Genomic DNA, 18,603 nt, shown 5'->3' with positions numbered 1-18,603 from the left:
CCGGCATCAGAAGCTTGTGGTGAGGTTGAAGCCGAGGCTGCGCGGCCGGATGGGCGTGACCTGCACCGGGCCGCCAAGCGGCACCAGGCTCGTGCTGGCGCTGTTCTGCGCCTGGCGATCGAAGGCGTTGCGCAGGTAGACGTCCAGGGACACCTTGCCGAACTGAAGCCCGAACTGCAGGTTCGTCACCGCATAGGAGGGCAGCCGGTAGCCCGGCAGGCTGGCGCTGCCTTCGAAGCCGGCCTGCCGGTTGCCGACATAGCGCTGCTCCACAGCCGCATGCCCGGCGTACCCGCCCAGCTGGAACTTGTAGGCCAGCGAGGCGTTGGCGGAGAAGCGGGGACTGTTGGGCAGCCGCGACCCGGACACCACCTGAGTCGGAATGTCGTCCAGCGCGTGCGCGTCGATGTAGGCGAGCGCACCGGTGACCGTCCAGTCCTCCAGGGGCCGGTAGCGCAGCGATGCCTCGGCCCCCTTGATGCGCGCGCGCCCGTTGTTGACGATGACGTTGACGCCGTTGACCGACTCGTAGGCCTGGATCTGGTTCCAGTGAATGTCGTAAACCGACAGCTCGGTCGACAGGGTCTTGTTCAGCAGGTCGGCCTTGTAGCCGACCTCGTAGCTCCACAGGTCGTCATGCTGGAACTGCGGCGGCGCGACCGGCTGGCCTGTCGCGGGATCGTTGAGCACCGCGTTCGGGCCGCCGGGCCGATAGCCGCTCGCGGCGCGGAAGTAGACGTTGCTGGTCGGCGTGAGGGCGTAGCGCGCCGTGAGCAGATAGGTCGTGGCGGTCTCCCTGGAGGATCCCTCCAGGTGCGAGGGACCGCCCAGCAATGGACCGTCGGCCGTCGGAGAAAAGGTCTGGCTGTTGTGCGCGATGCGCAGGCCGCCGGTGAGGCTCAGCTTCTCGCTGACATTCCAGCTCAGGTTCCCGTAGAAGGAGCTTTCCTTGTACGTGCTGGGCAGCGTGGCGTCTGCAAGCATGGGCCCCGCGCCGGCCTCGAGGGTGGAATCGACCCGCTGGTGGTAGGTGCCCGACTCGTCCGCGTAGTAGAAACCCAGCAGCCAGTCCAGCGTGTTCTTCTTGTCGCCCAGCGAGGACAACCGGAACTCCTGGGACACATGGTGGTAGTCGACGTCGCTGCCCAGCACCACGGTCTTCACCGTGGGGTCGCCCAGGAAAGGGCCGTAGGCATCCGTCAGGTCCTGCGCCCGGTTGGAGCGGGTGGTCTGTCCGGCGGTGATCGAGTTGAACTTGGCCCAGCCCAGGTCGTACTCGATCTCGGCCGATGCCAGGCTGTTCTTCACGACGTAGGGCTCCGGCGCCTTGAGCAGGCGCACGAGCGGGCCTCTGACGGGCTGGCCCGTGGCCACGTCATAGTCGACGGAGTCCAGTCCGTCGCGCCGAATCTCCTGCCCTGTCGCGCTCAGCAGGATATGCAGCTTCTTGGAGGGTTCCAGCAGCAGGGCCACGCGCGCGCCCGTGGTGTCCCCACGGTTCACGGCTTCACGGCTCGCCTGGCCCACGGCCTCGATATAGCCCCCTTCGTGCTGGCGGAAGGCGGCCACACGCACCGCCGCCACGTTCTCCTTGAGTGGCACGTTCACGACGCCATTGACGGTGTAGCCCGGCTGGCCCTTGCGCGTGGTCATGTAGCCCACGCCGACCGTGCCCTCCAGGGCAGTCGTGTCAGGTTCGTTGGTGACGTACTTGATCAGTCCACCGACGGCGCCCGCGCCGTACAGGGTGCCCTGGGGGCCGCGCAGTACCTCGACGCGACTCAGGTCCAGCAGCCCCATGTCCAGCGCCATGCCCGAGCCGTACAGCTGGGCGCTGTTCGAGCCGAAGGCCACGTCGTTGATGTACAGGCCGACGGTAGAGGTCGGCTCATCGCCGGTGGAGACGCCACGGATGGTCACCGAGCCCATGCCGGCACCGCCACCGCCCTTGAGCTCCACGCCAGGCTGCGTCGCCAGGTAGTCGATGAGGGAGCTTGCGCCGGACTTCTGCAGTTGCTCCGCGGAAATGGCGCTGACGGGCATGGGCACCTCGCGGCTCAGCTCCCGGCGGCGGTTGGCGGTCACGACGACCATGTCCAGCGTCGTCACGGCCGGCGCGGCCTTCACCTCCGCGGCGGCCTGCGCCGGCTCAGCGGCCGGCTGCTGGGCCTGCGCGTAGGCGGCCGTGGAAATAGAGATTGCCGCGGGGGCGAGGCCCAGCCATCGCAGGCGGCGGGGAACCGCGAGATCTTGCAAGACATGGCGGGCTGCGCGGGCAACGGGGTGCCACTGGAATTGGGGCATGGAGGGCTCCTACGGGTACGGTTGTTTTGCCTTGATTTACTAGTATGGTAAAAAGTTTTCCGATTAAGTAAATACAGGGTTTACATCGATGACCCGCCCCAGCAAGACGAGCGCCCCCTCCCCCGCACTCCTCGCGCCCGGGGACGGACAGCGTTTGCGGCAGGCACGCTAGGCATCGACGCGGTGCAACAGCGGCCCCGTCGCCTTCAGCATCAGGGCCGCCACAGCCCCAACACCTGCCATGAGTGCAAAGAACGCGGCCGGCCCGAGTGATGCCCAGGCCCCACCGACGAAGCCCGCCAGCAGGTTGCCGCCGAACGAAGCCAGGAACCAGGCCGCGATGAATGTGGCGGCCATTCCGCGCGGCGCCAGCCGGGCGAACAACCCCACCCCCACGGGCAGGATGAAGAGCTCGGCACCGGTGTAGATGAGGAAGAAGGGCAGCAACCAGCCGCAGTGAGGCAACGAGCTCCCTTTCGCAGCCGACCAGGCGACGAGCGCCAGCAGGAGGTAGGAAAAGGCCAGTCCAGCGGCCCCCAGGGCCATCTTCGTGAGCGCCGCAGGCTCGCGCCCATGCAGTGCCTGGCGCCGCCACCAGCCGATGACCAGGGGAGTGAGCGCAAAGACCAGCAGGGGATTGAGCGCCTGCATCCAGGTCACCGGGATCTCCCAGCCGAATACGTGGCGATCAACCGCCCTGTCCGCCCATACCGCCAGCGTGTTGCCACTCTGCTCATAGGCGGTCCTGAAGACGACCATCGCCAGGCCGACCAGCAGCAGGGCAGCAAGCTTTGGCGCGGCGGGCGCCAAGGAAGCATCGACGTCGAAGTCCTTCGGCCGGACGCCGCGACCCAGCGGCGCGTCGGCTGGCAGGTGGCGCCGGCCGAGCACGAACACGAGCAGCCCCAGGCACATGCCGACGCCGGCCGCGCCAAATCCCCAATGCCAGCCGTAGACCTCGCCGAGCGTGCCGCAAACCAGCGGCGCCAACAGCGCGCCGACGTTCACGCCCACGTAGTAGACGTTGTAGGCACCGCCATGCCGCGGGTCGCCGCTGGAATACAGACCCGCCACTTGGCTGGGCAGATTCGGCAGGAACAGCCCGTTGCCGAGGGCGATCATCACCAGCGCTGCAAGGAACCAGGATTCCTGGGTCAGCATGAAATGCCCCAGCGCCATCAGCACCCCCCCGCCGATGACGGCGCGCCGTCGACCCAGCCAGCGGTCTCCGATGTACCCGCCGGCGACGGGCGTCAGATAGACGCCGCCTGCATACAGACCGTAGAGGAGCGATGCATCGGCCTGGGTGAAATGCAGCTGCTTGATCATGTAGTACACGAGCAGCGTACGCATGCCGTAGAAGGAGAACTTCTCCCACATCTCGGTCAGGAACAGGAAGGTCAGCCCCCTGGGCTGACCGAACCAGTCGTCGCCTCGCACGAAGTGCGATTGCGTCGTTGTGGCCGGCGACCTTGCGTCGCTGGCGTCGGAATGAGAGGGCTCGCGACGGGTCGCCGCAGACGTGGAGGGCATCGCATGACCTTGCATGACTGGCAATGGCGCGGGATGCTACACTTTTTGCGAAATTCGCAAACTATTTCTCCAAAGCCAAAACGCACCATCGCGTCGGCGGAGATCGCACGGCGCCGCCTGTCGCGGGCGAGCGCCCAGGAACCCGGGAGACCGCCCTTGCAACCCATGTCACTACACGTGCAACTGGACCTCTTGCTGCTGCGGGAGCCTTTTCATATCTCGGGCTACACCTTCACGGAGGTACCGGTACTGAAAGTCAGGCTGTCCGCCAGCGGCCTGAGCGGGCGCGGCGAGGCCGCCGGCGTGTACTACCTGCACGACAGGCCTCAAGCGATGCTCGCAACGCTCGAGGAGGCAAGGCCCCAGATCGAGGCCGGCATCACGCGTCATGCCCTTCGCGACCTGCTGCCTCCCGGAGGCGCTCGAAACGCGGTGGACTGTGCCCTGTGGGAATTGGATGCGGCTCGTGCGGGCTGTGCTGAATGGCAGCTGGCCGGCATCGGCCGACCGGTGCCCAAGACCTGCACCATGACGCTGGGCGCCATGTCCCCGCAGGCGATGGCAGAGGGCGCCCGCGGCTTCAGCGCCGCCAAGGCCTTGAAGCTCAAGCTCACCGGCGAGACGGCAATCGACATCGAACGCGTCAAAGCCGTGCGCGCCGCGCGCCCCGACGTCTGGCTCTGCGTCGATGCCAATCAGGGCTTCACGCCTGCCACGATCGCGCCCTTGCTGCCAGTGCTGCTGGACTGCTCGGTCAGCCTGCTGGAGCAGCCGTTTGCGCGCGGGCGCGAAGCGGACATGAAGAACATCGAGTTCCCGCTTCCGACAGCTGCGGACGAGAGCTGCCTGAGCCTGGCGGAGCTGGAAAAAGTCGGCGGCCTGTTCGACATCGTCAACATCAAGCTGGACAAATGCGGCGGCCTGACCGAAGGGCTGATGGTGGCCGAAGCGGCCCGGCAAATGGGCCTGGGCGTCATGGTCGGCAACATGGGCGGCACCAGCCTGGCGATGGCGCCCGGCTTCATCCTGGGGCAGCTCTGCGATGTGGTCGACCTGGATGGCCCGATTTCGATCACCAACGATTGCACTCCGTCAGCGAGCTACGCAGGAGGTGAGATCAGCTGTGCGCCCGATGTCTGGGGCGGTCGGGAAGCAAGCGTGCATTGAAGGCCGGGCACACAGGGGGCCGGTTCTACGTGAGGCAGGGGCTTCACGCGCAGCGTGGCAGGCAACTCCTGATCGCCTGGCCGAGGGCCCGATGGATGCAAAAGCGCACCGCGCAAGGCCGCGCCTCTCGCACCATCAACGCGGCCTCAAGTCTTGCGCGTACGAGCGGTCTTTTCCCTGGCCGGCAGCTGCTTGTCGGGCTCTTCGCCCTTGAGGCGACGCACGGGCCCCGCCTCGCGCGGCGCAGCGGGCTGCGCGGTCGGGCGGCTGCGGTCGACGGCGTCAAAGAGCTGCGCCTCCGTGGACGAACAGATCATCAGCACCCGGCAGGGGCCCTTGCTGACCGCCACGTAGGCGTGCGGCATGCTGCTGTCGAAATACACGGATTCGCCGGCATCGAGTTGCAAGGGCTTGTAGGCCTGCGAATGCAGCTCGAGCGATCCCTCGAGGACGTAGACGAACTCCTCGCCAGGGTGACTCAGCATTTCCCCAAACGCCGACAGCGAACGTGCGCGGACCTCCGTCAACAGCGGGATGAAGTGCTTGTCGATCAGCTCGCTCGCCAGGTACTGGTAGCTGCTGAGGTGCGTCTCGATTCGCTTGCCTTCGCCGAGCTTGTGAACGCTGCGTCGCCCGGAGGCAACCACGGGAACGTGGGCAACGGGATTCCCGAAAAGCACCCCCGCATCGATGCCAAGTCCAGTGCTCAACGCCTGCAGCTTGTCGTAGCTGAGCGAGACTTTGCCATTCTCCATCTTCGAGATGGTCGGCAGTGGTATCCCTGTCCGACCACTTAACTCGGCAAGGGTCAATCGCTTTTCCAGGCGCAACGCCTTCAGCTTCGCTCCGGGCAAATCGCTTTTGGTCATTCCCCAGCGTTCCGAATGATAGTCATCGACCGGCGAATCATAGTGGAGCGTCGTGAAGGCTAAGCTCGCTTGCACGAGGTGGCGCGGTCATCGTTCAGCAGCATGAACACAGCCGACCTGACCTTCAAATCAAGTGATGGGCGTTGCAACTGTCGGCCGCATCGACCCCTTTGCACCGGTTGAAAGAGTTTGCCAGATTCGCAAAGTCATGCGAGCGTCACGCGCCGCAGGTGCGGCCCTCCCACGCCCGGCTCTTCGCCCTACACGCCGTGCGACGGTGAGCATCAGGAATCCATCTCTGCTTCGGGAAACATTCGTGCCGCATCGGTTTGCAGGTTCTTGTCGCAGCAGTTGCGAACCGAACTGATCCGTGTCGACAGCACTGTGCTGCCGCCGTCTGCGAATGCGCTGCATGACCTCGTCAAGTTTGTTTACGAGCTAACCCGCAACGAAGGTGATGGAAGCGGACAGCAACGTTAGCGTTGCGGCCACTTCAACCCCCTTAGGCTTGCCGCGGCATGACGGAACCCGGATCCTTGCAGGCACAGGCCAAGGCCGTGCGACACCCTGCTTTCATCAGCTATTCGCACGCGGACAAGGTCTTTGCGAGAAGGCTTCACAGCCGTCTGGAGGCATACAAACTGCCCAAGCCCTTGCTGGCTGCCGGTGAGGACGCCCGCATAGGCAGGCTTTATATCGACCATGCCGAGTTGGGCGCCGTCAGTGACTTACCTGCGGCCATCGAGCAGGCCCTTGCGGCCAGCGATTGCCTGGTGGTGGTGGTAAGTCCCGCGTCGCTGCAGTCGCAGTGGGTGAGGGCCGAAGTCCGGGCCTTCCGGGCCTTACATCCCAATGCTCCCGTTCTTTGCATCGCCGCCCCAGGGCATGGCGGGCTGGCCGCTGACTTGCTGTTCGCCGGCACGCCCCAGGACGACGCATTGATCGCTATGCCGCGCGTGCCCCTCGTCGTCAACACAGACGAGGGCTTCGACGGCGCGCTCCTGGCAGTCATCGCGAAGCTCCGAGGCCGGGGCCTGGAGGAGCTTCGCAACCGCGAGCAGAAGCGGCAGCGGCGCGTCAGGCGCATCTGGACGTCGGCCGTCTCGTCGGTATCGGCGGTCATCCTGGCCCTGGGCCTGCTGTCGTTCGCAGCGGCTATCAAGGCCAACAGTGAGAAGAACCGAGCGCTTGCCGGGCAGTCGGAATTGCTCGCCACGCAATCCTCCGATGCGCTGCGTGCGGGCGACGCCACGTTGGCGACACGGCTCGCACTGGCCGCCTTGCCCGCCGATGGGCGGGATCGCCCCTATGCCTGGCAGGCCTCCGTTGCCTTGAGCCGCTCCGCTCAACAACTGCGCGAGAGAACGCAAGCGAGGTACCCCGGCGAGAAGATCGTGCTGTTCGTGCCAAGCGTGCAGCAAGAGGGCTGGAGCTATGCGCTGTCGCGCACAGGCAAGATTCACATCGAAGGCCCGGGTGGGGCCTCGCAGACCATCGCGCTGGACCTGGCGAAGCCCGAGATCGATGCCGCCTACTACGCAGGTCGTCACGCCATGGTCATGGCGCTTGGCGGCAAGCAGATCGTCGTGTGGAACGAATCGACGCGCACACAAGCTGTCAAGGCATTTACCGACGCGCCGAACTGCATGACGATGTCGCCGGACGGTGACACGGTGGCCGTCACTCTGGGGGGCAAAGTAGAGATCTTGCAGCTACCCGACCTGTCGACCCTACACGAGCTGCCGCTGGCTCAGGGCCTGATCGGCGAATGCTCGGCCTACAGCAAAGCGCGCGGCAAGGCGCTGGTCGTGACGATGGAGCGCGGCGAAACCCACCAAGTGGACCTTGTCGACATCAAGTCTGCCTCGCGCGTGCGCGTCGGGGCAATAGGCGACCTGGCCTTGAACGTGACCCTGGACCCGACAGGGCAGACGGGCGTCATTGCCGTGGGCAACAACTCGATCGCCGTCGTGGATTTGGCAACCGCGAAGCTGCGCTTGGCCTCGGCGGCGGAGTCCCCCACGCTGAGCCTGCCCGCGACCGTGGCCCACGACGCCAGCGGGCAGCGCATCCTGGTGGGGGACGTCGCGGGGCGGGTGCACATGTTTGACGCCGCCAGCCTTCAACGCACCACCGTGTTCGCTGAGCACACCGACACTGTGGCGTCCATCCACGTCGACAAGGACCTCATCTACACGGCGGGACACGACGGCGTAGCGAAGTCGTGGTCGTTCGATCCCCTGTTTCAACGGCGCGCGCTGCAGTCTCAGCCAGGTATCACCCATGCAAGCGTGTCCTCGGCGTCGGGACGCTACATCGCCGCCACGGGCCGTGACGGGACGGTACTGACCTGGGACCTGTCCAACCCCGGCGGCAAGCCTGCGACGGCTCGGCCCTGCACTGGATACATCCGGTCCGTGGTTATTTCCGATGGGCTGGTAACGGCCGCGGCGGGCTGCGAGACGGGCGAAGTCTTCACCTGGAAGCTGGACACCGGCGCCTTGATGCTCCAGCACAAGGCCGATGGCGCAATCCTCGAGCTGAAATACTCCCCGGACGGCATGCTGCTGTTCGCGGCGGGCGACGGATCGTTCGGCGTCATCGGTCCGGATGGCCGCGTCGTCAACTCGGCCAGCCCCCGCGGCGCCACCGGCATTGCCAGCATCCCCGGCACGTCGCAGGTGCTCGTAGTGGACGGCCAGGGCGACGCGATCGTGCATGACCCGAAGGCCAATCGCCTCGTCCGCGCCCTGAAGGCTCCGGGGCGCTCCTACCCCAAGAACCAGAATCTGCTGCACGGCGTCGTCACGGACACTGGCCGGTATGCGGCCGTTAGCGGCTCGGACGACCGCCTGCGCATCTGGGACCTCACGGGAGGGAAGCTCGTCGCCGATTTCAAGATGAGCCGCGCCAATTCGGGGGGGTTGGCAGCAGGGCCAAACGACCAGATCGCCTTCATCGAGGAGGGCAAGGTCAATGTCTGGTCGCCGGCACTCGTCGAACCGCTGGAGCTCAAGAAGACGTTCCCCGCGGCCGAAGTCGCCTTCTTGCCTGGACAGCCTGGGCGGATTGCCACGACTTTGCGGGCCGAGGGGCAATGGCAGGTATGGCTTTGGGACATTCAATCCGGCACGTCCTATGCGCTGATGGAACCGGGAAGGAACAAGGAGACACCGACATTCAATCGCCTCGTCCTTTGTGGGCCGAACAAGTCCCTGGTGGCGATCAGCGCACACCAAGGCCCGGTCCTCGCGCCAGTGCTGCCCTACACGCCCGACCTGATCGCCGCTGTCAAGAAGCAGTCGCCCTCTGTCGCGCGAGCGCTCGCCAGGGAGGATCTGAAGCGCTTCTTTCTGCCTATGGAGTCCATCCTCGACGACCGCCCCGCGCCCACGTTCGGCTATGCGCCGCTCGAAAACCTGGTGGACAAAACACTGGGCTGGATCGCCCGCCTCGAGCCAGCAGATGCGCCCAAACAATAATGAACCCCTACTAGATCAGTAAGGCGCTGTTGACCTTCAAACAGCCCAAAGCTAAGCCTTGACGAGCTCAAGCCGCACAGATGGTCAGAGCTGCGGAGCTGCTCATGCTGCAACGGCAACCGGCAGGGCCGCCTTGTCGATGACATGCCGCAATACAAAGCTCGAATGCACGCCCGTCACGCCTTTGATCCGGGTGAGATGCCCGAGAAGCAGTGACTGGTAGTGGTCCATATCCCGCACCGCTACCTTCAGTTGATAGTCGGCTGCCTGCCCCGTGATCAGCAAGCACTCCAACACTTCCGGCAACACAGCCACGGAGGCCTCGAAGTCTGCAAAGCGTTCTGTCGTATGCACATCCATCGAGATGTGGACGAGAGCCGTCAGCGTCAGCCCCAGCTTCCTTGCGTCCAATGTCGCGCGGTAGCCTGTGATGAAGCCCGCCTCCTCCAGCATCCGCACGCGCCTCAAGCAAGGCGACGGCGACAGCCCGATGCGATCAGCCAGCTCTTGGTTGTTGATGCGGCCATCAATCTGGAGAATTTCGAGAATCTGCCTGTCATAGCGATCCATTTGGCAACCCCTGCTTAGTGCTTTTATGGAAAAGGCATATTCTGCCAATTTCAGCGCCGTGCAAAGCAACTTCGCAATCTTCTGCCAGCCCGGTTTTCCTACACTGTGGACACACCGTCACCAACGGTACAGCGCTCCTAGGACGAACCCCGATCCCCTGCGCAGTCGAGCCCCACGAGGGCACCGAGCTCTTGTTACACCGACCCCAAGCATGCGAATGCTTGGGGTTTGTCTTTCTAGCCGCCGGCAGTGACGCCGCCCGGTTCCCACTTGGCAGGCAAGCCTTGAGCCGCCACCGAGCGGCAAGGCGCCACGCTACGAACGGACGACCGCATCGAAAGGCTGCGACCCTGGGGACTTCGCAAGGTCAATGGGCTGAAGCAGGAGTCGACCGATCGAATCATGATGGCCCAGGCCCAAGCCCAGCACTACTTCGGAGCACTGAAGAAGTCGCCACGCACGCGTAGTCCGGGAGCACCTCGACATGTGGCTGCTAGCTGCGGTCGACGCGCTACGCAGCCAGACAGGACCTAACGGGGGCCACGCAGTGGCTGGAAGCTTAGACGGCTGCGCACTCAGCCCAGCGATCATGATTAAAAGCTCAGTCGCGCGGGAGGAGGGAGTTGTCTCTTGTGCAGCGAAGCGTCCAGAAACAACAAACCCGGCTCAAGGCCGGGTTGCTGACAAGTGATGGATTGGTGGGCGGTGCAGGTTTCGAACCTGCGACCCCCACAGTGTGAATGTGGTGCTCTACCCCTGAGCTAACCGCCCAATCCTGAACTTCAAAAACTACTTTGGCCTACTTTTGGCCTACCCGGCGGGTGCGCATTCGAGGTTCCACCGCAACCCTTTGATTTTCAAAGGCATTTTGGTGGGCGGTGCAGGGTTCGAACCTGCGACCCCTGCCGTGTGAAGGCAGTGCTCTACCGCTGAGCTAACCGCCCTCGAAAACGCACTCGGCTTCCGGGAAGCCCGCGATTATGCCACGGCTTGAGGGGCTGGTTCCAGCTTGCGCCACTGACTGGCACCACCGGCCGCCTTGTCGAGGTCAACCAGCAGCTTGGCGTGCGCGGCCACCTCGGCCTCGCTGGCCCGCAGCACGGGCAACTCGAAGCGGCTCAGGTCCACGGCCTCGACGGCGGCGTGGTTGTCGCCACCGGCGCTGTCGCCATGCTCGTCCATCAGCAGGGCGTCTTGGCCGCGCGTCAGGCGGATGTAGACGTCGGCCAGCAACTCCGCATCCAGCAGCGCGCCGTGCAGCACGCGCTTGGTGTTGTCGACTTCCAACCGGCGGCACAGCGCGTCCAGCGAGTTCGCCTTGCCGGGGAAGAGGTCGCGTGCCATCAGCAGCGTGTCGCGCACGCCGCCGACATGGTCGGTCAGCACGCCGCGCTTCAGGCGCTTGAGCTCGGCATTGATGAAGCCGATGTCGAAGGGCGCGTTGTGGATAACGAGCTCGGCGCCAGCCAGGAAGTCCAGCAGCTGGTCGACGATCTCAGCGAACTTGGGCTTGTCCGACAGGAAGGCCTCGGTCAGCCCGTGCACCCGCAGCGCGTCCTCGTGGCTGGCGCGTTCGGGGTTGATGTAGAGGTGCAGGTGGTTGCCGGTGAGTTGGCGGTTGACCATCTCCACGCAGCCCACTTCGATGACGCGGTCGCCCTTGTCGGCCTCCAGGCCGGTGGTTTCGGTGTCGAAGAAGATTTGTCTCATATCAACCTTGGGCGGGCCTCTGGTTGCGCTGGGTGGCCCACGCGAAGATGACGATGCCGGCGAGGATCATCGGCAGGCTCAGCCACTGGCCCTGGCTCCAGCTCAACGCGCGCAAGCCGAGGAAATCATCGGGCTCGCGGAAGTATTCAGCCGCGAAGCGCAACGCGCCATAGCCCATCATGAAAACACCCGAGATCTGCCCGGTGGCGCGCGGCTTGCGGGCGTAGAACCACAGGATGATGAAGAGCAGCAGGCCTTCGCCAGCCGCCTGATAGAGCTGGGACGGATGGCGCGCAATGCCGCCATCGTTGGCCTGCGGAAAGATCATGGCCCAGGGCAGATCGGCCGGCGCAGGGCGCCCCCACAGCTCGCCGTTGATGAAGTTGCCCAGTCGCACGGCCATGATGCCGGTGGGCACGCAGGGCGCGATCAGGTCCGACACCTCGAAGAAGCCCCGCTTGCGCCGGCGCCCGAACAGCCACAGGCCGAAGAGCACGCCCAGCAGGCCGCCATGGAAGGACATGCCGCCCTTCCAGACGGCAAAGACCTCCAGCAGGTGGTCAACGTAGTAGTCGGGCTTGTAGAACAGGCAGTAGCCCAGCCGCCCGCCCAGCACGACGCCCAGCACGCCGTAGAACAGCACGTCGTCGACGTCCTGCTTCGTCCAGCCCACGGCCGCGTGCTGGGGCATGCGCGCACGCCGGCCGGCCAGCCACAGGAAGAGGCCGAAGGCGATCAGGTAGGTGATGCCGTACCAATGAACGGCCAGCGGGCCGAGCTTGATGGCGATGGGATCGAACTGCGGGTGAACCAGCATGGCCCGGGGGAGTAGCGGAAGCGGCGCGCATCATAGCCAGCGCCCTCCCCCACGCCCCATCAGGCGATGCCGGCCAGCAGCTTCTTGGCTTCCTCGACGTTCTTCGGGTTGGCGCGCTTGTTCTGCACGAAGCGCTCCAGCGCGGTCTTGGCGCCGGGCTTGTCACCCTTGGCCAGCAGAGCCTGGCCCAGCCGGTGGTCGATGGGCATGCGCTCCGCCCCTTCCAGCGTGCGGGCGCGCTCCAGCGACTTGACGGCCTCCTCGGGCTGGCCCATCTCGGTCAGCACCCGGCCCAGGCCGTAGGGGCCGGCAGCGTGGGCGGGGTAGTCGCGTTGCAGCGCCTCGAAGATGCCGCGGGCCTTGGGCAGGTTCTTCTGCTCCATGAACTCGAAACCCAGGCGCGTCCACTGACCGCGCAGCTCGCGCGCTACCGTGCGGTCGTCCCCCGGCTTGGCGCTGGCAAGCTCGCGCTCGGCGCCGGCCCAGTCCTTGTCGTTCATGGCGAGCATGGCGCGCAACACCTTGGCCTGCTCGGGCTGGCGCGGCTGCACCTCGGCGGCGAGTTCCTTGGCCTTGGGCACGCTGCCGCCGGCAAAGCCCGGCGCCATCAGATAGAACTGGGTCAGGCCGCTGCGCGCCTCGAAGAGCTGCGGGTCCAGCTCAACGGCCTTGGCGAACTGCTCCTTGGTCTTGCTCGCCAGGCCGGGCATCTTGAAGACGCTGGCCGTCATCGCCTGCTGGCCGTACACGCGGCCCAGCGCGTAGCTGCAGGCGGCTTGCGGGCGCTTCTCGGTACAAACTTGCAGCGCCGGCAGTGCGGCCTCCAGCCGTGCACCGTCGTTCTCGTCCACGGCCGCAAGGGCCAGCGCCACGGCGGCCTGGTCGTCATCGGGCTGGGCCTTGGCGCGGGCCTGCGCGGCGCGGGCCAGGTCGGCGGACTTGCCGGCGTCCAGCCAAGCCTGCCATTGCGGGTCCTTGAGCAGGTCGGCCTGCGCGGCACCAGCCAGCAGGGCCAGGGCGAGGGGAAGAAGGCGAAACGTCATGCAAGGATCTCCAAAACGGGTGCGCATTGAACGCGCCGGCCCGACCCGCCGATGCCCGGGTTTGCCCGATGTGACTTCAGGCATGGTGGCTGCGCACATGCTCGACGAAGCGCGCCACGACGGGCGGCGCGTCGCTGCGCCAGATGAGGCTGGTCTCCACCTCGGGCGCACCGGCCATGGCGCGATAGGCCACGCCGGCCCGCTGCAGGCCCTGCAGGCTGGCCGGCACCCAGGCCACGCCGATGGCGGCTGACACGAGGTTGATGATGGTCTGCATCTGGATGGCTTCCTGCGCCACACCGGCACCACCATGGTGGGCCAGGATGGCGTCGAAGAGCGAAGGCGCCACCTCGCGCGGGAAGATCACCAGCGGCGCTGCCAGGCATTGCGCGTCGCTGGGCACCTGCTCGCTGCCGGGCAGGGCAAGCACCAGTGGCTCCACGCCGATGGACAGCCGCTGAAAGCCCGCCGGCGCATTGCCGGGCGTGTGGATGACGAAGCCGGCATCGATGCTGCCCGCGGCGAACTCCTGCAGCTGCACGTCCAGCGTCGCCTCGCGCAGCGCCAGCGCCACCTGCGGACAGGCTTCACGGAACGACCGCAGCCACTGCGGCAGGCCGCCAAAGCCCACGGTGGACACGAAGGCCAGCCGCAGCCGGCCGGCCAGGCCATCGGCCACCGCCCTCACCTCGGCCGGCAACGCGGCGGCTTCAGCCAGCAGCTTGCCAGCCGAGAGCTGCAGGGCCGCGCCGGCCGCCGTCAGGCGCACGCTGCGGCTGCTGCGCTCGAAGAGCTGGACGCCCAGTTGAGATTCCAGCTTGCGCACCGCCTGCGTCAGCGGTGGCTGGCTCATGTGCAGGCGCTCCGCGGCGCGGCCGAAATGCAGCAGCTCGGCCACGGCGAGAAATTGCTGAAGGGGGCGCAGCTCGATCATTGATTCACCGAACGTATTGATCAGAAGAGAACAATATATTTGATCGACAGACTGAGGCGCGCCAAACTGCCGGCTTCTTCAGGAGACCGCCATGAGCTTCAACCGCCGCAGCAAGAACATCACCGAGGGCGTGGCCCGTGCGCCCAACCGTTCCATGTACTACGGCATGGGCTATCAGGAGACCGACTTCGGCAAGCCGATGATCGGCATCGCCAACGGCCACTCCACGATCACGCCCTGCAATTCGGGCCTGCAGAAGCTGGCGGACGCCGCCGTCATCGGCCTGAAGGCCGCCGGCGCCAACGCCCAGCTGTTCGGCACGCCGACGATCTCCGACGGCATGGCCATGGGCACCGAGGGCATGAAGTACAGCCTGGTGTCGCGCGAGGTGATCTCCGACTGTGTGGAGACCTGCGTGGGCGGCCAGTGGCTGGACGGCGTCATGGTCATCGGCGGCTGCGACAAGAACATGCCCGGCGGCATGATGGGCATGCTGCGCGCCAATGTGCCGGCCATCTACATCTACGGCGGCACCATCAAGCCGGGCCACTACAAGGGCCAGGACCTGAACATCGTCAGCGTCTTCGAAGCCGTGGGCCAGTTCAGCGCCGGCAAGATGAGCGAGGAAGACTTCTGCCAGATCGAGAAGCGCGCCATCCCCGGCAGCGGCTCCTGCGGCGGCATGTACACGGCCAACACCATGAGCTCGGCCTTCGAGGCGCTGGGCATGAGCCTGCCCTACTCGTCGAGCATGTCCAACGTCGAGGATGAGGTCGTCGACAACGTCAAGCTGGCGGCCGACTACCTGGTCGAGGCCGTCAAGGCCGACCTGAAGCCGCGCGACATCGTCACCAAGAAGGCCATCGAGAACGCCGTGGCCGTCATCATGGCCACGGGCGGCTCCACGAACGCGGTGCTGCACTTCCTGGCCATCGCGCACGCGGCGGAGGTGGACTGGACCATCGACGACTTCGAGCGCATGCGCAAGAAGATCCCGGTGCTGTGCAACCTCAAGCCCAGCGGCAAGTACCTGGCCGTGGACCTGCACAAGGCTGGCGGCGTGCCCGCCGTCATGAAGGAGCTGCTGACCGCCGGCCTGCTGCACGGCGACTGCATCACCATCACCGGCAAGACGGTGGCCGAGAACCTGGCCGACGTGCCGGCGCTGAACGCCGAGCAGGACGTCATCCAGCCCGTCGCCAAGCCCATCTACGCCGAAGGCCACCTGGCCATCCTGCGGGGCAATCTGAGCCCGGAAGGCTGCGTGGCCAAGATCACCGGCCTCAAGACGCCGGTGATGACCGGCCCGGCGCGCGTCTTCGACGACGAACAGAGCGCGCTGGCCGCCATCATGGCCAACAAGATCGTCGCCGGCGACGTCATGGTGCTGCGCTACCTGGGCCCCAAGGGCGGCCCCGGCATGCCCGAGATGCTGGCGCCCACCGGCGCGCTGATCGGCCAGGGCCTGGGCGAGAGCGTCGGCCTCATCACCGACGGCCGCTTCTCGGGCGGTACCTGGGGCATGGTGGTGGGCCACGTGGCGCCTGAAGCCTACGAGGGCGGTGTCATCGCGCTGGTGCAGGAGGGTGATTCGATCACCATCGACGCCCATCAGCTGGTGCTGAACCTCAACGTCGGCGACGCCGAGTTGGCCAAGCGCCGCGCGGCCTGGGTGCAGCCGGCGCCGCGCTACACGCGGGGTGTGTTGGCCAAGTTTGCGAAGAACGCATCGAGCGCAAGCAGCGGCGCGGTGCTGGACAAGTTTGAGTGAGCTCCTTGTGAGCTCACAGCCGGCTTCGACTTCGAAGGCGGCCTGAAGCCGCGCGGCGGCTTCAGATCAAACTTGGACGCGGGCTCACAGAGCAGGCGTCACAAATTTGAGCGTTCAGCGCTTCTTCTTAGACCCGGGCTTGTACTGGCCCAGTGCCTCCATCTGCTGCTCGCGGCGGGCAGCCTTGCGCGCGTCCATCGAGTCCATGGCCTTGCGTTGGGTCCGGCCCGAGGAGTCCGCCCAGGACCACCAGGCCGCGGCCAGCGCAAAGGGCGCCAGCACGATGACCCAGGCCCAGAAGTCGTCCTTGTGGAACTGCACCCAGCCGCCCAAGCGCAACACGAGCATGACCACGCCGATCAATACGAAACCCATGCGGGTTCTCCTTCAGGTATCTTTGCAACCACTGTAGTCCAACGCCCTGAAAGGTACGCATGAAGAATGTCTTGATCCTCAGCCTCGCCCTCATCGCTCCCGCCGCCTTCGCCAATCAGGAATTGGCCCAGAAGAAGAACTGCATGGCCTGCCATGCGCTGGACAAGAAGCTCGTCGGCCCGGCCTACAAGGATGTAGCCGCCAAGTACGCGAAGGACAAGGACGCCTACAAGAAGCTGGCCGAGAAAATCCAGAAGGGCGGCTCCGGCGCCTGGGGCCCCGTGCCAATGCCGGCCAATCCGCAAGTCACTCCCGCTGAGGCCGAGACGCTGGCCAAGTGGGTGCTGACGGTCAAGTAAGCCGTTCCACCCCCTCCGAACAGGCCCTGCGGGCCTGTTTTTTGCTGAAACGGGTCCCGCAGGGCCTGTTTTACCGAAACGGGCCCTGCGGGGCCCGTTTTCATTTGCGCGCCGAGCTTCTGATCCGGCCTGAACCGTGTGAGCCGAACGGTTGAGTTAGCCCGATCGGAATTCACGAGCGTTTCACAAGCGCTGCCAAGAATCGCGACGCGCAGACCGTCCTGCGCGTCCACCGGCATCGCTCATGACCAACCTCCACTACCCGAAGCGCGTCGCAGTCGCGGCAGCCGTTGTTGCCTTGTGCGCTGTGCCACTCGCCCAGGCGGCCTCACTGGAAGGTTGGGCGCTGATGCCGGCCAACACCTTTGCCGACGGCCCGACCTCCGGCCAGTTCGCCGCTGGCGCCGGTGGCAACCCGCTGCCGCTGTTGAACAAGCAGCCGGTGCAGGGTTTCTCCGCCGTGCTGGCTGGCCCCACGGCGGGCAGCTACCTCTTCATGCCCGACAACGGTTTCGGCACCAAGGAAAACTCGGGCGATGCGCTGCTGCGCCTGTACGCCGTCACGCCGGACTTCAAGACCGCCACGGGCGGCACAGGCACCGTCTCGGCCGCCAACTACAACACCGGCGCGGCCATGGCCGGCTTCACGGCCGGCAGCTACGTCGGCCTGTCGGACCCGAACAACCTGCTGTCGATCAAGGTGCAGGCCGACTACAGCCGCTACTACAACAGCGCCGCCAACCCCCTCGTCGATTCGAGCATCCGCACCAACCGCCTGCTGACCGGCGCGGACCTCGACATCGAGTCCGTGCGCAAGGACAAGAACGGCAACTTCTGGTTCGGCGACGAGTTCGGCCCCTACCTGATCAAGACCAACGCCAAGGGCGAAGTGCTGCGCCGCGAGATCGGCATGCTGGGTGTGGCTTCGCCGCAGAACGAGGCCGTCCAGAACGGCACCATCGGCGCCACGCTGGGCCGCTCCAACGGCTTCGAGGGCATGGCCTCCAACCCCGCTGGTGACCGCCTGTTCACGCTCCTGGAAGGCACCGTCACGGGCGACGCCGCCGGCACGCTGCGCATCAACGCCTTCGACATCAACACCGAGAGCTACACCGGCCAGCAGTGGAAGTACAAGCTCGACGCCGCCGGCACCAACATCGGCGACATGACGGCCATCAATGATCACGAGTTCCTGATCATCGAGCGCAACGGTGCCACGGCCACCAGCGGCACGCCGTTCAAGAAGATCTTCAGGATCGACCTGGACCAGGTGGATGCCAGCGGCAACGTCGTGAAGACCGAAGTGGTCAACCTGATGAACATCGCCGACCCGAACGACCTCAACGGCGACGGCAGCAGCGCCTTCACCTTCCCGTTCACCACCATCGAGAGCGTGCTCATCCTCGACGCCCACACGCTGCTGGTCGCCAACGACAACAACTACCCCGGTACCGGCGGCCGCAACCTGGGCTCGGACAACACCGAGTTCCTGAAGATCCACCTGGACACCGCCCTCAATGTGTCGGCCGTGCCGGAGCCCAGCCAATGGGCTCTGCTGCTGGGTGGTGCGGGCATGGTGGGCTTCGTCGCCCGTCGCCGTCGCGCCTGATCAATCTCACGACAAAACAAAAGGCCGCCCTTGGGCGGCCTTTTTCTTGAGCGCGAAGCG

The 18,603-nt window shown here is 65.7% G+C and carries 13 protein-coding genes, 2 tRNA genes and 2 pseudogenes; 6 read left to right on the top strand and 11 right to left on the bottom strand.

Features of this window, described 5'->3' with window-relative positions; genetic code table 11:
* Positions 1 to 6: 6 nt before the first annotated feature.
* Both AC07V5_RS17820 and AC07V5_RS17815 read right to left on the bottom strand, forming a co-directional pair.
* A complete protein-coding gene (locus AC07V5_RS17820) occupies positions 7 to 2,304 on the bottom strand; it encodes a TonB-dependent receptor (protein WP_495117010.1) in 2,298 nt (765 codons plus the stop codon).
* A 168-nt stretch (positions 2,305 to 2,472) separates the two neighbouring features.
* Entirely contained in the window at positions 2,473 to 3,744 is a 1,272-nt protein-coding gene (locus AC07V5_RS17815; protein WP_495117009.1) for a peptide MFS transporter, read from the bottom strand.
* A 96-nt stretch (positions 3,745 to 3,840) separates the two neighbouring features.
* On the opposite strand from AC07V5_RS17815, the gene AC07V5_RS17810 reads away from it, so the two are divergent.
* The gene (locus AC07V5_RS17810; protein WP_495117008.1) at positions 3,841 to 5,004 is read left to right on the top strand and encodes a dipeptide epimerase; all 1,164 of its coding nucleotides are present in this window, start codon (positions 3,841 to 3,843) and stop codon (positions 5,002 to 5,004) included.
* Positions 5,005 to 5,150: 146 nt separating this feature from the next.
* Here the strand turns inward: AC07V5_RS17810 and AC07V5_RS17805 are convergent, their stop codons facing one another.
* On the bottom strand, positions 5,151 to 5,873 hold the full coding sequence (locus AC07V5_RS17805; RefSeq protein ID WP_495117007.1) for a helix-turn-helix domain-containing protein: 723 nt from the start codon (positions 5,871 to 5,873) through the stop codon (positions 5,151 to 5,153).
* Between the two features lie 518 nt (positions 5,874 to 6,391).
* Between AC07V5_RS17805 and AC07V5_RS17800 the strand changes: the two genes are divergently transcribed.
* Entirely contained in the window at positions 6,392 to 9,355 is a 2,964-nt protein-coding gene (locus AC07V5_RS17800; protein WP_495117006.1) for a TIR domain-containing protein, read from the top strand.
* A 102-nt stretch (positions 9,356 to 9,457) separates the two neighbouring features.
* Here AC07V5_RS17800 and AC07V5_RS17795 read toward each other — a convergent pair whose 3' ends face one another.
* The 7 genes from AC07V5_RS17795 to AC07V5_RS17765 form a co-directional block, all read right to left on the bottom strand.
* Complete coding sequence (locus AC07V5_RS17795; protein WP_495117005.1) at positions 9,458 to 9,925, bottom strand: Lrp/AsnC family transcriptional regulator; 468 nt, start codon at positions 9,923 to 9,925, stop codon at positions 9,458 to 9,460.
* 696 nt (positions 9,926 to 10,621) lie between these two features.
* Positions 10,622 to 10,696, bottom strand: a tRNA-Val gene (locus tag AC07V5_RS17790).
* Positions 10,697 to 10,794: 98 nt separating this feature from the next.
* Positions 10,795 to 10,869 (bottom strand) — tRNA-Val (locus AC07V5_RS17785).
* A 34-nt stretch (positions 10,870 to 10,903) separates the two neighbouring features.
* Positions 10,904 to 11,635, bottom strand: a complete 732-nt coding sequence (dnaQ, locus tag AC07V5_RS17780; protein ID WP_495117004.1) for a DNA polymerase III subunit epsilon — start codon at positions 11,633 to 11,635, stop codon at positions 10,904 to 10,906.
* 1 nt (position 11,636) lies between these two features.
* Positions 11,637 to 12,452, bottom strand: a complete 816-nt coding sequence (lgt, locus tag AC07V5_RS17775) for a prolipoprotein diacylglyceryl transferase (RefSeq protein WP_495117003.1) — start codon at positions 12,450 to 12,452, stop codon at positions 11,637 to 11,639.
* 59 nt (positions 12,453 to 12,511) lie between these two features.
* Positions 12,512 to 13,495, bottom strand: a complete 984-nt coding sequence (locus AC07V5_RS17770; RefSeq protein WP_495117002.1) for a tetratricopeptide repeat protein — start codon at positions 13,493 to 13,495, stop codon at positions 12,512 to 12,514.
* Between the two features lie 76 nt (positions 13,496 to 13,571).
* Positions 13,572 to 14,429 (bottom strand): LysR family transcriptional regulator, encoded by an 858-nt coding sequence (locus AC07V5_RS17765; RefSeq protein WP_495117001.1) that lies wholly within the window; start codon positions 14,427 to 14,429, stop codon positions 13,572 to 13,574.
* Positions 14,430 to 14,520: 91 nt separating this feature from the next.
* Between AC07V5_RS17765 and ilvD the strand changes: the two genes are divergently transcribed.
* Positions 14,521 to 16,200, top strand: a complete 1,680-nt coding sequence (ilvD, locus tag AC07V5_RS17760; RefSeq protein WP_495117000.1) for a dihydroxy-acid dehydratase — start codon at positions 14,521 to 14,523, stop codon at positions 16,198 to 16,200.
* Between the two features lie 114 nt (positions 16,201 to 16,314).
* Here the strand turns inward: ilvD and AC07V5_RS17755 are convergent, their stop codons facing one another.
* Positions 16,315 to 16,575, bottom strand: a complete 261-nt coding sequence (locus AC07V5_RS17755) for a TIGR04438 family Trp-rich protein (RefSeq protein ID WP_495116999.1) — start codon at positions 16,573 to 16,575, stop codon at positions 16,315 to 16,317.
* A 59-nt stretch (positions 16,576 to 16,634) separates the two neighbouring features.
* On the opposite strand from AC07V5_RS17755, the gene AC07V5_RS17750 reads away from it, so the two are divergent.
* From AC07V5_RS17750 to AC07V5_RS17740, 3 genes and pseudogenes are all read left to right on the top strand, one after another.
* Positions 16,635 to 16,934 (top strand): c-type cytochrome, encoded by a 300-nt coding sequence (locus AC07V5_RS17750; RefSeq protein WP_495116998.1) that lies wholly within the window; start codon positions 16,635 to 16,637, stop codon positions 16,932 to 16,934.
* A gap of 244 nt (positions 16,935 to 17,178) precedes the next feature.
* Positions 17,179 to 18,366 (top strand): annotated as a pseudogene (locus AC07V5_RS17745) (esterase-like activity of phytase family protein); the annotation flags it as partial.
* A gap of 81 nt (positions 18,367 to 18,447) precedes the next feature.
* Positions 18,448 to 18,543 (top strand): annotated as a pseudogene (locus AC07V5_RS17740) (PEPxxWA-CTERM sorting domain-containing protein); the annotation flags it as partial.
* Between the last annotated feature and the right edge of the window lie 60 nt (positions 18,544 to 18,603).

It is taken from the genome of Roseateles sp. GW821-FHT02E12 (genome assembly GCF_059421665.1).
The sequence above is the reverse complement of the archived record's forward strand: the minus strand, read 5'-3'. Positions and strand labels throughout refer to the sequence as shown.

Excerpts from the sequence above, each read along its gene's own strand:
- AC07V5_RS17820 (WP_495117010.1), bottom strand. The coding sequence starts at position 2,304 with ATGCCCCAATTCCAGTGGCACCCCGTTGCCCGCGCAGCCCGCCATGTC.
- AC07V5_RS17810 (WP_495117008.1), top strand. The coding sequence starts at position 3,841 with ATGACCTTGCATGACTGGCAATGGCGCGGGATGCTACACTTTTTGCGA.
- AC07V5_RS17805 (WP_495117007.1), bottom strand. The coding sequence starts at position 5,873 with ATGACCAAAAGCGATTTGCCCGGAGCGAAGCTGAAGGCGTTGCGCCTG.
- AC07V5_RS17800 (WP_495117006.1), top strand. The coding sequence starts at position 6,392 with ATGACGGAACCCGGATCCTTGCAGGCACAGGCCAAGGCCGTGCGACAC.
- AC07V5_RS17795 (WP_495117005.1), bottom strand. The coding sequence starts at position 9,925 with ATGGATCGCTATGACAGGCAGATTCTCGAAATTCTCCAGATTGATGGC.
- dnaQ (WP_495117004.1), bottom strand. The coding sequence starts at position 11,635 with ATGAGACAAATCTTCTTCGACACCGAAACCACCGGCCTGGAGGCCGAC.
- lgt (WP_495117003.1), bottom strand. The coding sequence starts at position 12,452 with ATGCTGGTTCACCCGCAGTTCGATCCCATCGCCATCAAGCTCGGCCCG.
- AC07V5_RS17770 (WP_495117002.1), bottom strand. The coding sequence starts at position 13,495 with ATGACGTTTCGCCTTCTTCCCCTCGCCCTGGCCCTGCTGGCTGGTGCC.
- AC07V5_RS17765 (WP_495117001.1), bottom strand. The coding sequence starts at position 14,429 with ATGATCGAGCTGCGCCCCCTTCAGCAATTTCTCGCCGTGGCCGAGCTG.
- ilvD (WP_495117000.1), top strand. The coding sequence starts at position 14,521 with ATGAGCTTCAACCGCCGCAGCAAGAACATCACCGAGGGCGTGGCCCGT.
- AC07V5_RS17755 (WP_495116999.1), bottom strand. The coding sequence starts at position 16,575 with ATGGGTTTCGTATTGATCGGCGTGGTCATGCTCGTGTTGCGCTTGGGC.
- AC07V5_RS17750 (WP_495116998.1), top strand. The coding sequence starts at position 16,635 with ATGAAGAATGTCTTGATCCTCAGCCTCGCCCTCATCGCTCCCGCCGCC.